Below are 12,657 nucleotides of genomic sequence, written 5' to 3'. Positions count from 1 at the left end.
AATTATATCTCTCCTTCTTTTAACACTCTTCGATTAATCAAATAACGATATGGAATCATGAACACAATGCTAGTTAAAAATAAAGCATAGAAAGGAGCAAAAGGTATTCTATATAAACGAAGCACTCCATCTAAAATTGCCACAACTATTCCAAAATATATTTGATCTTTTCTAGAATTTGGAGTAGTTTTTGGATCTGTCACCATGAAGAAAAAGAACAATTGCATTGATGCTCCCATAATTGGTCCTAATGCTACCAATAAAGGTGCTCCAAAAATAAAGTGCCTTAAAATACCAATAATCATGAAAGAAATTATAAATGTTAGAGTGATCGCTAATCTTTTAGCTATAATTACTACGATTATTCCTAATATAAGAATAATAAACATCATCAAATAACCATTTGACCACTGTTTAGGTGAAATTAACACATACGATGGTAGAAGGGTAATCATGAAAACAACTGCTATATTATTAGGATTAAATATATGACTCCCCTTAAACCTTAGTACATATTTAAAAACAATTGAAAGAAATCCTGCTAATATATATGGCCAAATTAAATTAGAACTTAATAATAAACTTAATCCCATACCTGTTATTAAAGGACTTAATGGATATATCCATTTTTTCAAAATGAGTTTCCCTAAAATAATCTCTGTGGTTACTGTTGTAACAATTGATGCAATAACTTGAGGAATTCCTTGTTGAAAGTTTAAATATGTTTGTCCAGCAATAATAAAAGCACCTAAAAATAATATTATGCAATATCTGGGGTCAATTTTATAATCTCCCCAGTCTATAACTGCTTTAAATTTTGTCACTTACTTTACCTCCTAATTAATAATGAGGAATTTACGCCTCCAAAGGCATAAGAATTCGACAAAACATAGTCTATACTTTTTTTAAATGGAGCCCCTTTTACTAAATTTAAATTTATATTTGGATCAACTTTTTTTAAATTTAGTGTATGAGGAATCATTCCTGTATTCAAGATTTTCACTGATATAATCGCCTCGATAGCACTTGCAGCTCCTAAAGTATGACCAATATGTCCCTTTATTGAGCTTACTAAAGGATTATTAGTTCCAAAAACTTTTTTAATTGCTACATTTTCCATTAAATCATTTGCTACTGTACCAGTACCATGTGCACTGATATAACCAATATCCTCTTTAGATATATTCCCCATCTCAATAGCTTTTTTCATTGCCAATGATGCCCCATCTCCCTCTGGATCTGGTTGAGTAATATGATGAGCATCTGAACTTAATCCATATCCTACAAGAAGAGCCTTTCTTTTTTTAGCCCTTTTTCTTAAATGTTCTTTACTTTCTAAAATCACAACACCGGAACCTTCTCCTAATAATAGTCCTCTTCTGTTCTTATCAAAGGGTCTACATTGGTCCGGACTCAACGCTTTTAAACTATTAAATCCAGAAAGTGCCACCCAAGAAAGAATATCAACTCCACCAGCTATCATCACATCCGCATTTCCTTTTATTATGTCTTCCATAGCTCTTGAAATAGCAATATTACCAGCAGCACAAGCGTTTGTTATAGTCCATTTAGGTCCTTGTAAATTCAACTTTTCGTATATTTGATCAGCAATTACATTGGGTCCCGCTTTTCCTTTCCACTTTGAATTATTTAATAAATGATTTTCTAGACTATCAATCTCTCCCATAGTTGTACCAATAGATATTCCTACACTCATTGTATTATTTATAGAAAGAGAGGCGTCTTCTAAAGCTTGTTTCACTGTTTCAAAAAAAAGGGACGTTGCACTCCCCATGTAGCTATTCTTACTAACTATTGATGTCAACTTTTTAATTTCGCAAGCATTATAATTATGAAAAGGGGTTTCTGAAAATTTTTTCACCTTATCAGCACCACTGGCTCCTTCCAAAATATTGTTCCAGCTACTATTCAAATCAGTACCTATTGATGAAATTAAACCAAGACCTGATATAGCTATTTCTCTCATTTCATCTCCTCCTAATTTCCCCATAGTATCCCTAAATCTGTAATATGCTCTTTTGGCCTTTGGAAAGAATCTATTCCTCTTTCTGATTTCACTAAAGAGTAAGCTTGATCACTATCTAAATTTTCTCTATTCAGCAATTCTTCATGATTTGGAAATCTATTTAAACCATCTTTCCAGACTTGAATACCTTCTTCAATTTCTCCTTTCTTAATTAACGCATCACCATAAGCCACATACGCATCTGGCCATAGGGGATTGTCAATATGGTTATATTCAATTGAAATTGACACACAGAATGCAAGTTCTTGGATAGCATTATCAATTCTTTTTAACCCAATTGGCCAATATAGATTATTTAGGCCCCTAGCATAGTAAGCAAACCAATTATTTTCATTAATACTTAGTACTTCCTGTAATTCATTAATTGATAAATTAGATATCTGTCCTAATCTCCCTGTTCCTAATTGTGGATCTTGTAATTTGTCTACGTAAGCTAACGCTTTTTGTAAATGAATTTCCTCATTATTAATTTCTAATTCTTCCAGATAGTTAATATACTCATCCAATTCATCTTTCATTACCAAACGAAGATCATTTAAATATTTCATATTTTTAGGGCTACTTTCGACTAATTGTTTTAATTCATTTTCAGTATTATTACTAATACTGGTAGAAATTTCTTCGCTAAAATTAATTCCTAATTCTTCTTCTGTCAAAGATGAATCAATTTCTGGTAATTCATACTTAATATTGATGAAAAAGAACCAAATACAGTAAAATAATATTAGTAAAGCTATTATTATACTTCCAAATATCATTACTTTCTTAATACTCATTATTATCTCCTTCCTTTCTTAATCCTAATTATGTACTTTAGTTAAAAAACTAACTCTGCTTTTTTTGATTACTATAGTTGGTTTTTATAATCTTTTTTAATTAATTATCAAAAGATTATATGTGACTGATTTTATTTATTGGAGAATCCAACAGTTATATGTGCTTTTGAATTTTGAAGATATAAAATTATAGAACTTAATTTTCATTTTATATTTTAAAACTTGTAATTTTTCTTCTAAAACAAATAATAAAAATGCTGGAATAGATTCAGTTCAAGACTGATATTCCAGCAAATCATTTATTGGTCTTTAAGGTTCAAGGAAAAAATTAACCCCCAAAATTAGCCCTTTTCATATCTAATCCTTGTGTACAACCCTTTTTTTATTATCATCGTCGAAAGCATATTGATATTTAATAATCTGAGCAATTTCTTCGACCATCTTATCTAATCGTGTTAATACATCTGAACTTATAATTTTATTATTAAAGAAGTCTTGATTTTCTATAAAAACGTAAGTTGGTACAATTGCAGCTTGCATAAAAGATAAGATAGGTTTTAGTTGTTGTTCAATCACTAGAAAATGTTTACTAGTACCTGCAGTTATATAAGTTCCAACAATTTTTCCATAAAAAGCATTTGAAGGTAGTAAATCAAAAACATTTTTTAAAACTCCGGGTATAGAAGCTTGGAATATAGAAGTTCCAATAATAATTATGTCTGCAGACATGATTAATTCTGCAACATACCTGGTATCTCCTACATAATCTATATAATTTCTTCCATCACTATACGATATATTTAACTCACTTAAATCTATAATCTCTATATTGGATTTTGAAAACTGCTTTAATAATAGATTATTTATATAATTCATTGTAAGCTTAGTTTTTGTTCCAGTTGTTGTTCCTATAATACCAAGAACTCTCATTACTAATCCTCCTTGTATATTATGTTTAAGCCTAATAATAAATAGATTTTAGGCATTCACTTGTACCTTAAAAATGAAATAATAATAGTTAGTTACTTTATTCATTGTTGGAGGGCGCAGCTTCGTAATGAGCGTATGCTTGCCAAGACAAGTATACCGCGAATTAGAAAGAAGTAAGCACCAGCGCGGTAGCCCTCAAACAAAAGTGTTTACAATGCTGATCTGTCTTTGGGAAAATAGCCATAGGTAGCTTTCCTACCAAGGGATTGTTCCAATTCCTCTCGTTGCCCCAAGCAAACACTTGAGTGTCTTCCAAAAAAAGAGTGTTGCCCTGGCCCTATGTTATAGACCTACACGTTGACTGACTCCTGGTATATTCCAATAGCTCGCAAGGCTGTCGTTCATAGGTTTCCCAGGGGCACCTCAGCATCGTAGGCGCTATTTCCTTACACCAAACCATGACTTCTCCTTGTTCGTCGGAATTGACGTGCATAACGTCGTCTGTTACTTAACCCGGGACAAAGCGAAACGAGCTCTGAGCCCATTTACTATTACCAACAATCGTCCCGGAATTCAAGAGTTGAAAGACCTCATCTCCAAACTCGTCAAAAAACATGGGTTTGAACAGGTTTTATTCGGTCTGGAACACACCGGAAGTTACTCGACACACACGGCAATCTATCTTCGGCAGCACCTGGATTTTGGCGTATCGGATAAACTGGTTTATGCATTGAGCCCGGCCTCATCAAAGAATTTAAAAAGCTAATTTTCTCTATGCTCCCAAGAATGACCGGGTGGATGCCCGGTATATCGCTGCGAAACTCCGTGCAGCCAATTTACCGCATCCTTATACGTGGAGTGAACCACAAATGGCTTTACAACGGCTTACACGTGCACGGTATCACTTGGTGCAGGATTTAACACAAGAGAGTAACTTTCTCCTGACCAACTTATATTTAAAGTTCAGCGAATATACCATCACCGGACAATTTCAAAAAACAAGCTCGGTGCGACATCCATGGCAGTCATAGAAGAATTTGCATCTGTCGAAGAGGTGGTTGATGTGTCTTTGGACGAGCTCATTGACTTCCTAATGTACCATGGCAAAAATCGTTTTGATAATACCGAAGCTGCTGCCCGTTCCTTAAAAAAGGCAGCACGATCTTCTTACCGTCTATCTGATTCCATGGCAGATTCCGTAAACTTGGCGATGGCTTCCAGTATTCAGGTGATTCGCACCATTCAACAGGAATTAAAAGTCCTGAAAAAAGCGATTATGAATCATTTAGAAACCATTCCACAAACGTTGGATTCCGTTCCTAGCATTGGTCCCATCTTCACATCCGGTATTCTGGCTGAAGTAGACATTCATCAATTTCAAAAACAGCAGCAGCTGGCTCAATTCGGAGGGATTGCCTGGAATCAGGATCAATCCGGTGACTTTACTGCCAAGCGAACCCGGCTAATTTAATCGGTAAACCGCTATCTCAAGTACTATCTCTTTGAGGCCGCAAGCAGTGTTCGGGGGGCACGCCCCTGTTTTTGCCCAGTACTATGCCAAAAAGCGGGCAGAACCGAAAGAGTTTGCCCTTGCGCTTACAGCTCGAAAACTTATGAGGTTGATTTTTTATCTGCTGAAGAACAACCAAATTTATCAACCAGAAGGAGGGATGCCACAAAATCATAAATAGATTTTTATCACGCTTTCTCTTCACTTATTAATTAGTTTAAATGGAATTAAATATAAACTAATTAGGGTGGGTTTAGTTTTCTATTGTCTTTTTTAACTGTATTGAAGCTAAGGCAGCAAGTTTTTTTATCAGTGCTTGACATTATACCGCTACTCTTCTTAAGGTACTTATCAGCAAAAAAGCTTATAGAGTGTAATTAGATTTTCTCTATAAGCTACCAATTTTTTAAAACTTCAAATAACGACTTCAACTAGGTATTAAAATTAAACATCACTAATACTAATATGAAATTCTAAACCATACCTATTTCTCCATATCCAATACTTTTCTATTTATGCAAATAAATTGATCTATCAATCCAGAAGTTAATAAAAAATCTAGAGATTCAATGGTGCAGACCAAGATATTTACTCTGGATAATAGGAAAATAATCACAGCTCTCCTTACTGCAGCTGCTCACTCTAACGTTCCCATTCAATATCTCAATTTTTCTTACTATTGAATCTTTTTATATATATATTTTCTCTTAAAAGATCTACCCATTCTAGATAGAAATTATCTTTTTCTTTTTCATTAGCAACAGTTATTTCAGTATGTTTTAAAACAAAAAGCCATTTTAAGATTGTTTGTCTAGTCGACTTATTTATTGCTTTTATGTGCTTATTCCATAGCGCTTCATCTTGTAATCTTCTTGCCTCATATCCAAAAGCCATACCTTGACAAAAAGGACCTTTAAATTCTTCCGGAACTTTATCTAACAGCATAAAAGCTTGTTCAATTCTATCAAACCAACTATAAGCTACTGCAATTCCAACTCCGCTATAAACATCTTCTTGAAACTGTAAATCTACTTTTTCAATTTCTTTATTAACATAAATGATATCAAATCTTGAAATAAACCATAAACTTCTACCAAAACCTTGGTAACAAACCCTTTGTTGATTATTATTAAAGTTTTTAAAGTTGTTGATAACTTGAGGATTACTTTTATATAATTTAAAACAAGAACTAAAACCAACTCCATCAAATAGAATTATTCCATGTCTTAAATCTATTTGTTTTAACCATAATTCATATTTCCCTTTTTTTCTTCCATATAGAAACCATAAAAACCATCCTAATCCTACATAATACTGATATATTGACTTTTTAGAGAGCTGTTTAGTCATTTCTTCAAAGCTTTTTCCTTTCTCCAAACTAAATGCAAGAATTGCTATTCCAAGACCAGCTCCTTCAAAGGCGAACCCTCTATAAAATGGAGAGAATTTTGTATTCAACTTTACATTTAGTTTATTCATGTCTTTTACTTTCAAAGTTAATACAACTCCAGAAAAGAATGAATAAAGTATTTTCCAATATCGAATTAAAAATAAATAGCGAAGTTTTAATCTTCCTCCTCTTGAAATAAAATAAAAAATTGAAAATATAATTGTCAAAATAATGATTTTATAAAATAATAGTTTTTTTACCATAATTTATATAAGGTTTATCCTTTATTTATTATCTCTATCAAATCAGATAGAGTAGAAATTTCTGATAAATCTTCATCAGAAATATGAATGTCAAAATCTCTCTCAATATCCACCGCTACTTCTAACATCATCAATGAATCAACACCTAAACTATCAAAAGGTTCATTAAAATGACTTTCTTCAATTCGAAACTCCACAAACTCCTGTACTAAACTAACGATTGCGTTCTTTTTATTTTCCATTACCATTAGTTATTCCTCCCACTATATCATTTTAGTTTATCTGGCTCTACGTCGATATTCTGACGGACTAATTCCTACAATTTTTTTAAATGTTCTAGAAAAATGTGTAAGATCATTATACCCAATTGTAAAACAAACATCTGTTACTGAATAATTATGTTGTAATAGTATTTTAGCCTTCTCAATCCTTTTTTGAATTACATAAGTTTTAAAACCTACCCCTACTTTCTCTTTAAATACTCTTGAGTAATGAGATTTATTTAAATAAAATTTACTTGCTACTTTTTCTAATGATAGTTCACTTTCACATAAGTTCTCAGATATATACTTCAATGAGTCTTTTACTATTGAGTTTTTTTCTTCTATAAATCCAAAACCAAAAATGGATTGTAGAAAAGATTCAATGAGAATTGAACTATTACAATTGAAATTAGTTATAATCATAATTGAGGGTGGAGATTCTGGATGTATTTTTTCTAAATTCCAATTACAAGGTAAAGAGGCTTGCTTAGTAAGAATTACAATTAAATCGTATACCTTTTCTTTTGTGTACATAAGAAGAGTTTTAAAATCACTTATTTTCTTCGTTTTAGCGTTATCTGGAATGTCCTCATGCATTAAATCATTAGCATAAGTAGTGGAACTATACTGATGAATACCAACCAGAATATCCATAAACATCCTCCTCAAGCACATTTTAAGATTTTTTATTTATATAATAAGTATAAATCTACATATAAATATGACTACGGGTTTTATTTACATATCCTATGCTTTTTTTTATTTTTTTGAATAATTCGTATAAAATTGTCAAAATAAATCAATATTACCCGAGTTTAATAGGCGAAATAATTATAAAATTGTTTTATAAAATTTAGATTGGAGGATATGATAAATGCCAATTATTCATAAAGAGGACACAGAATGGAAAGAAGGAGGTTTCAAAAACTCGGAATATAGATTTCTTTGGAATGAAAAAACTGAATCCACCCATAAACAAGCTATTATTGTACGTTTCGGTCCTAACGGTTATATTCCTAAACATGATCATCCAGGACGAGAATACGCTTATGTGTTAGAAGGGGAAATGATTGTAGATGGTAAAAAATTAGTAAAAGGAGACTTTCTAACTGCTGGTTCAGGAGAAATACACACTGTATCAACTAAAACAGGGGTAACTTTCTTAAGTATTATAGAAAATGATATTGAAATAATTGGTGAAGATTAAAATTAAATAGATGTATTATTTGTAAAAGGCGATTCTTTTTTTGAGAATCGCCTTTTAATAAGTAAGCAGGAAAATAATAGACCGAATTTTATTATAACGGAACTACCTCTATACTTGGAGTTACCCAGTAACAAGAGGTAGTTTTAGTGTGAAAACAAAATCAGTGGAAACTTCTATGTAAAATATTTCAGAAGGCACACCAAATAAACCATAAAAAAAATGCACTTTTTATGGTGATTATCTGTTTATTAACCTGTAGATGACTGTTCTTCCTTGGCAAAATCTTTAGGTAAGAACCCTTCTACAATTAATAGTCTTGTCGCCTGTTTGATTGCTTTTTCCTTCTGTTTCTGCACTAAATTGACTGGCATATCCATTTTGTACAAATCAGTTGGATTCCATATTTCACCTGTGGAAAGCATATGGTAGATTGCCGTGAGTATCATACGGGCAATCGCAATAATGGCACGTTTCTTCCCACGCCGTTTGTAGATGCGTTCATATTTCTTGCGGTAATATGGCTGGTTTTCCGTTGATTTAACTGCCGCATGAGCACACTGGACAAGTGCTGGTTTGAGATAAACACCTGCTCGTGAAATTTTGACTGATTTCTTTTTTCCAGCCGATTCATTACTGCTTGGGGCAAGTCCAGCCCAAGAACAGAGTCTTTTGGAAGAGGAAAATTGCGACATGTCCACACCGATTTCTGAGATAATCTGAATCGCTGATTGACGACGAATTCCTGGGATCGTTTCTAAAAGCTGAACAGCTGGGTTATATGGTTTAATCATCTCATCCAGCTGATAATCTAGAAGCTCAATGGAATAATCGAGATATGTTTTGTGTCTTTCGATGAGTTGAATCCGTATAATTTATTCTGGTGTAAAGCTGTAACCCTCAATGGATTCAATTAATTCTTGTCCTTTTGATTGCATACGACTGTGAAGTAAAGAAAGGACGTGATCAGGATTAAATTTATCGGTTGAAATGAGGTAATCTCGGACTTTCTTCGAGCTAACACCAAACATATCAGAAACGACGGAGTCCATCGCAACATTCCCAACGGTAAATGCGTTTTGGAGTCGATTCTTCTCACTGGAACGATGGCTAATTAAGCGAGTGCGGTAGCGTGTAAATTCTCGAAATACTCAAATATCTTTCGTGGGAATAAAGCTGCCTCTGACTAAACCCATACGGAAAAGTTCGGCAATCCATTTGGAGTCCTTTTTATCATCTTTATTTCCTTTTACTGCACGAACCCATTTTGGATTCGCAATGGTAATATTCATCTCACCTTCAAGTAAATTGGAAACGGGGACCCAATATTTCCCGGTACTTTCCATACAGACATCGTAACAGTTGTGTTCCAATAACCAGTTTTTCAATGCTAGAATCTGGTTATTAAACGTTGAAAATCGTTTCCTTTGATAGTGTGGTGTTAACTCATCAGCTTTGGTGGTAATGATGGTCGCAATTAAGAAGCGTTTGTGCACATCAATACCACAACAAACGGGATACACGACTTTCATGGGACTTCGCTCCTTTCTATAGGTAGCGAAGAGGCAGTGACTGATCGGGGCAGCATTTAACAGGATTTGTTAAAACAATGATTAGTGTGCGGACTCTAATCCACTCATTTGCGCTTGAGAGCCCCAACCTTACACTGGTTTTTATGCTGGTTCAAACATTCGAGGTTTCTTACAACTCACCTCACCGTGCTTTGTAGTGTGCCTCTCCTAACTCTATTATAAACGAAAATCCGCATTCGTTTTCATTACTATTTGACTCGAGGAGCGGAGCGAGTCGAGATGGAGGTTTTTATGAAGGAAAACCCGATTGTTCTCGTAACAATCCCAACAACACCTTCTTCTATACCTGCAAATCCTGTGGCAGAAGTTTCTTGCCACGCTCTGCATGTAACGATTTTGGAAGGTTGTCAGGAATCTTTGGCAGTAGCCTTGATAAAGGAGGTGTGCCGCCATGCTCGTTGACTTCTCCCAGATGAAAAATTGTTATTTAGTCTGTGGCTATACAGATCTTCGCAAAGGCATTGATGGTCTGGCTTCCGTAATCACCAGTCAATTTCAATTGGATCTTTTAGACGAATCTGTTTTCTTATTCTGCGGGAGAAGAGTTGAAAAACTGACATCAAAACAAATCGAGTGGCTATTCGATGGATTCTACATCTATCAAAAACAAAAAATTTAACCTGCCAAATTAGGTGTCCTCACTTAATCATGGAGGAGAGAAATCTTTTTTTATTTTTCTTCCCTTTTTAATAAAATGTAGTACGATAAAAGAAATTGTTTAGACACTGGGGTTAATGCGTTGACAGAATTGGAAAAGAAGCTGATGAAACGACCTACAAAATTACGCCGGGTAGACAAAAAGCTAGCTATAACCGATGAAAGAATATGGTTATTTCGCACAGCAGCAACCGCAAAACATCCCATTACTCTTTATCATTCTTCCGAGACACGCCGGTTTGAAATAGCAGAAACCTTTCTTAAAGGGCAGCTTCAAACGTGTTGGGAACATGTTCGGAGAAAGTTTTTAGAGACCAATGATCCAAACAGACAAGGCGCCGTTGGCGTCCATTACTGTGACCAGCTTTTTAAGCTGGAAAGAAAATGGAAAACTTTATCTCCAAAGGAACGGTTACAACAACGCCAGCTGGAAAGCCAGTGATTATTGCCAAGGTGAAGCCACTTTCAAAATATATAAAACGAGCATAATAGCCCTAATAGAGCATCTTTACGAAAAGTTTACTCCTTTTAGGGCTATTTGTCATGGCGTCATATTATTTCCCGCTTACTTTTGAAAATTGCAAAGTTAAAGGTTATTAATATAATAGCAATCAATTATAGATTTACTATGATATCAATTACTTGCTGATATTGCTGCTTTCGTAATTGAGTCAATAATAAATTCAGCATCTAATTCAGTTAAGTTAAATGGGGGATAAATAATTAATGTACCATTACCATAAGTTCCTAATAATCCTTCATTTAAAAGATTCTTTACAAATTTTTCAGAAAAAGTACTATCAGAAAAAAACTCAATTCCTATCATTAGCCCTTTTCCTCTAATTTCTTTAAAACTTGAAGTTTGTGCCAACTTATTTTTCAACTCTGATTTAAGAATGTATTCATATTTGAGTACATTGTCTAACAGATTTTCCTCATCAATCTTATTGATAACTGCTAATCCTATTGCACATCCTACTGGATGTCCACTTAAAGTAGACCCATGAGGAAAGCCACCATTTTTTTCACCTAGAAAAGACTCAGCAATATTTTGTTTCATCATTGTAACTCCTAATGGAAAATATCCAGATGTTAAACTCTTTGAGAACGTTACGATATCCCCATTAATATTCATTAATTCATTCGCGCTCCAATCCCCTAACCTACCAATACCAGTTGTTACTTCATCAACAATTAATAAAATATCGTGTTTTTTTGTTAGTTCCCTAACTTTTTGTAGATATTTTTTTGGAATTACTTGAACACCTGATACACCTTGAATCGGTTCTATTATCATAGCTGCAATTGTTTCTGAATTCTCATCCTCTATTAAGTCTTGTAACTCTTTACACTTTTTCTCGATTTCTAAATCTTGCTCGTCACTATTAAAAACTGGCGGGTTAACTGAAAGCATCCCTTTAAGGATTGGCCCAAATAGATCATGGAGTCCAACATTTGTTACTGATAAACTTCCATAGCTATTCCCATGAAATCCCCCATTTAGACTAATATATTTTTTCTTTCTTGTTTTACCTTTGGATAAAAAATGTTGCCTAGCAATTTTTAAAGCCGTTTCAGTTGTTCCTGTACCATCAATTGAATAAAATGCCATATTATAATCTGGCATTTTTTCTACTAATTTTCTTGCTAATTCATTAGCCTTATCATGTCCTTGCGCAAATAAAGTACCTGTTGACAGTTTTTTATACTGTTTAATAGCAGCATTTATTATATCTTCCTGTCCAGAACCTAAAGATAAAGCAGCATTACTGATATTATAATAAAACTCCCCTTTCTTATCCTTTATCCACGAACTAGTTGAAGATTCTGATATTATTAATTTGTTATTTATTTCCTTCTCGCTTAAATTAGTTATATCAGGCATCAATGTAAATGGATGTAAAACATGATAATCCAAAAAAATCACCTTCTCCTTTTAATTATATTTAAATCAATTATAGGTTAATCAAACAATATATTATATTGTTTTTTTGATTAATATCAGTAATTTCTTGGTATTCTTAA

Annotated in this window: 17 protein-coding genes; 6 read left to right on the top strand and 11 right to left on the bottom strand. The window is 33.5% G+C overall.

Annotated features, from left to right (window positions below):
* Positions 1 to 2: 2 nt before the first annotated feature.
* The 4 genes from B2C77_RS06005 to B2C77_RS05990 form a co-directional block, all read right to left on the bottom strand.
* Positions 3 to 824, bottom strand: coding sequence for an RnfABCDGE type electron transport complex subunit D (locus tag B2C77_RS06005; RefSeq protein WP_077702812.1), 822 nt, complete (start codon positions 822 to 824; stop codon positions 3 to 5).
* A 5-nt stretch (positions 825 to 829) separates the two neighbouring features.
* Positions 830 to 2,011, bottom strand: a complete 1,182-nt coding sequence (locus B2C77_RS06000) for a beta-ketoacyl-[acyl-carrier-protein] synthase family protein (RefSeq protein WP_077702811.1) — start codon at positions 2,009 to 2,011, stop codon at positions 830 to 832.
* On the bottom strand, positions 1,999 to 2,823 hold the full coding sequence (locus B2C77_RS05995; protein WP_077702810.1) for a hypothetical protein: 825 nt from the start codon (positions 2,821 to 2,823) through the stop codon (positions 1,999 to 2,001). Before B2C77_RS05995 ends, B2C77_RS06000 begins: the two co-directional genes overlap by 13 nt.
* A gap of 357 nt (positions 2,824 to 3,180) precedes the next feature.
* On the bottom strand, positions 3,181 to 3,753 hold the full coding sequence (locus tag B2C77_RS05990) for an NADPH-dependent FMN reductase (protein ID WP_077702809.1): 573 nt from the start codon (positions 3,751 to 3,753) through the stop codon (positions 3,181 to 3,183).
* A 794-nt stretch (positions 3,754 to 4,547) separates the two neighbouring features.
* On the opposite strand from B2C77_RS05990, the gene B2C77_RS22475 reads away from it, so the two are divergent.
* Complete coding sequence (locus B2C77_RS22475) at positions 4,548 to 4,784, top strand: IS110 family transposase (protein ID WP_217697380.1); 237 nt, start codon at positions 4,548 to 4,550, stop codon at positions 4,782 to 4,784.
* On the top strand, positions 4,772 to 5,224 hold the full coding sequence (locus B2C77_RS21855; RefSeq protein ID WP_217697379.1) for a transposase: 453 nt from the start codon (positions 4,772 to 4,774) through the stop codon (positions 5,222 to 5,224). The genes B2C77_RS22475 and B2C77_RS21855 overlap by 13 nt, the downstream gene beginning before the upstream one ends.
* Before the next feature lie 702 nt (positions 5,225 to 5,926).
* Here the strand turns inward: B2C77_RS21855 and B2C77_RS05980 are convergent.
* Genes B2C77_RS05980 through B2C77_RS05970 form a run of 3 tightly spaced genes read right to left on the bottom strand, consistent with a single transcriptional unit; the run spans position 5,927 to position 7,833 of the window.
* Positions 5,927 to 6,916 carry a DUF1702 family protein gene (locus B2C77_RS05980; protein ID WP_077702808.1) on the bottom strand — a complete coding sequence of 330 codons (990 nt, stop codon included), beginning with the start codon at positions 6,914 to 6,916 and terminating at the stop codon, positions 5,927 to 5,929.
* Between the two features lie 14 nt (positions 6,917 to 6,930).
* A complete protein-coding gene (locus B2C77_RS05975) occupies positions 6,931 to 7,164 on the bottom strand; it encodes an acyl carrier protein (RefSeq protein WP_077702807.1) in 234 nt (77 codons plus the stop codon).
* A 30-nt stretch (positions 7,165 to 7,194) separates the two neighbouring features.
* A complete protein-coding gene (locus B2C77_RS05970) occupies positions 7,195 to 7,833 on the bottom strand; it encodes a helix-turn-helix domain-containing protein (RefSeq protein WP_176087284.1) in 639 nt (212 codons plus the stop codon).
* 220 nt (positions 7,834 to 8,053) lie between these two features.
* On the opposite strand from B2C77_RS05970, the gene B2C77_RS05965 reads away from it, so the two are divergent.
* Entirely contained in the window at positions 8,054 to 8,386 is a 333-nt protein-coding gene (locus B2C77_RS05965) for a cupin domain-containing protein (RefSeq protein WP_077702805.1), read from the top strand.
* A 248-nt stretch (positions 8,387 to 8,634) separates the two neighbouring features.
* Here B2C77_RS05965 and B2C77_RS21850 read toward each other — a convergent pair whose 3' ends face one another.
* From B2C77_RS21850 to B2C77_RS21840, 3 genes are all read right to left on the bottom strand, one after another.
* Complete coding sequence (locus tag B2C77_RS21850) at positions 8,635 to 9,177, bottom strand: transposase (protein ID WP_217697378.1); 543 nt, start codon at positions 9,175 to 9,177, stop codon at positions 8,635 to 8,637.
* A gap of 81 nt (positions 9,178 to 9,258) precedes the next feature.
* Positions 9,259 to 9,435, bottom strand: coding sequence for a hypothetical protein (locus B2C77_RS21845; protein ID WP_217697377.1), 177 nt, complete (start codon positions 9,433 to 9,435; stop codon positions 9,259 to 9,261).
* Positions 9,436 to 9,534: 99 nt separating this feature from the next.
* Positions 9,535 to 9,915 carry an IS110 family transposase gene (locus B2C77_RS21840; RefSeq protein ID WP_217697376.1) on the bottom strand — a complete coding sequence of 127 codons (381 nt, stop codon included), beginning with the start codon at positions 9,913 to 9,915 and terminating at the stop codon, positions 9,535 to 9,537.
* Between the two features lie 252 nt (positions 9,916 to 10,167).
* Here B2C77_RS21840 and B2C77_RS21355 point away from each other — a divergent pair, with 252 nt between their 5' ends.
* From B2C77_RS21355 to B2C77_RS05950, 3 genes are all read left to right on the top strand, one after another.
* Positions 10,168 to 10,377 (top strand): hypothetical protein, encoded by a 210-nt coding sequence (locus tag B2C77_RS21355; protein ID WP_141130692.1) that lies wholly within the window; start codon positions 10,168 to 10,170, stop codon positions 10,375 to 10,377.
* On the top strand, positions 10,367 to 10,594 hold the full coding sequence (tnpB, locus tag B2C77_RS05955; RefSeq protein ID WP_077702804.1) for an IS66 family insertion sequence element accessory protein TnpB: 228 nt from the start codon (positions 10,367 to 10,369) through the stop codon (positions 10,592 to 10,594). Before B2C77_RS21355 ends, tnpB begins: the two co-directional genes overlap by 11 nt.
* A 120-nt stretch (positions 10,595 to 10,714) precedes the next feature.
* Positions 10,715 to 11,074: an IS66 family transposase gene (locus tag B2C77_RS05950; protein WP_077702803.1), complete on the top strand. Its 360-nt coding sequence runs from the start codon at positions 10,715 to 10,717 to the stop codon at positions 11,072 to 11,074.
* Positions 11,075 to 11,266: 192 nt separating this feature from the next.
* Here B2C77_RS05950 and B2C77_RS05945 read toward each other — a convergent pair whose 3' ends face one another.
* Positions 11,267 to 12,550 (bottom strand): aminotransferase family protein, encoded by a 1,284-nt coding sequence (locus B2C77_RS05945; RefSeq protein ID WP_077702802.1) that lies wholly within the window; start codon positions 12,548 to 12,550, stop codon positions 11,267 to 11,269.
* Positions 12,551 to 12,657 lie beyond the last annotated feature (107 nt).

The sequence above is a fragment of the Virgibacillus dokdonensis genome (assembly GCF_900166595.1).
Classification (GTDB): Bacteria; Bacillota; Bacilli; order Bacillales; family Amphibacillaceae; genus Virgibacillus; species Virgibacillus dokdonensis.
The sequence above is the reverse complement of the archived record's forward strand: the minus strand, read 5'-3'. Positions and strand labels throughout refer to the sequence as shown.

Coding starts and splice junctions, on each gene's coding strand:
- B2C77_RS06000 (WP_077702811.1), bottom strand. CDS start 2,011: ATGGGGAAATTAGGAGGAGATGAAATGAGAGAAATAGCTATATCAGGT.
- B2C77_RS05995 (WP_077702810.1), bottom strand. CDS start 2,823: ATGAGTATTAAGAAAGTAATGATATTTGGAAGTATAATAATAGCTTTA.
- B2C77_RS05980 (WP_077702808.1), bottom strand. CDS start 6,916: ATGGTAAAAAAACTATTATTTTATAAAATCATTATTTTGACAATTATA.
- B2C77_RS05965 (WP_077702805.1), top strand. CDS start 8,054: ATGCCAATTATTCATAAAGAGGACACAGAATGGAAAGAAGGAGGTTTC.
- B2C77_RS21855 (WP_217697379.1), top strand. CDS start 4,772: ATGGCAGTCATAGAAGAATTTGCATCTGTCGAAGAGGTGGTTGATGTG.
- B2C77_RS05990 (WP_077702809.1), bottom strand. CDS start 3,753: ATGAGAGTTCTTGGTATTATAGGAACAACAACTGGAACAAAAACTAAG.
- B2C77_RS05975 (WP_077702807.1), bottom strand. CDS start 7,164: ATGGTAATGGAAAATAAAAAGAACGCAATCGTTAGTTTAGTACAGGAG.
- B2C77_RS21845 (WP_217697377.1), bottom strand. CDS start 9,435: ATGGACTCCGTCGTTTCTGATATGTTTGGTGTTAGCTCGAAGAAAGTC.
- B2C77_RS21850 (WP_217697378.1), bottom strand. CDS start 9,177: ATGATTAAACCATATAACCCAGCTGTTCAGCTTTTAGAAACGATCCCA.
- B2C77_RS21840 (WP_217697376.1), bottom strand. CDS start 9,915: ATGAAAGTCGTGTATCCCGTTTGTTGTGGTATTGATGTGCACAAACGC.
- B2C77_RS05970 (WP_176087284.1), bottom strand. CDS start 7,833: ATGGATATTCTGGTTGGTATTCATCAGTATAGTTCCACTACTTATGCT.
- tnpB (WP_077702804.1), top strand. CDS start 10,367: ATGCTCGTTGACTTCTCCCAGATGAAAAATTGTTATTTAGTCTGTGGC.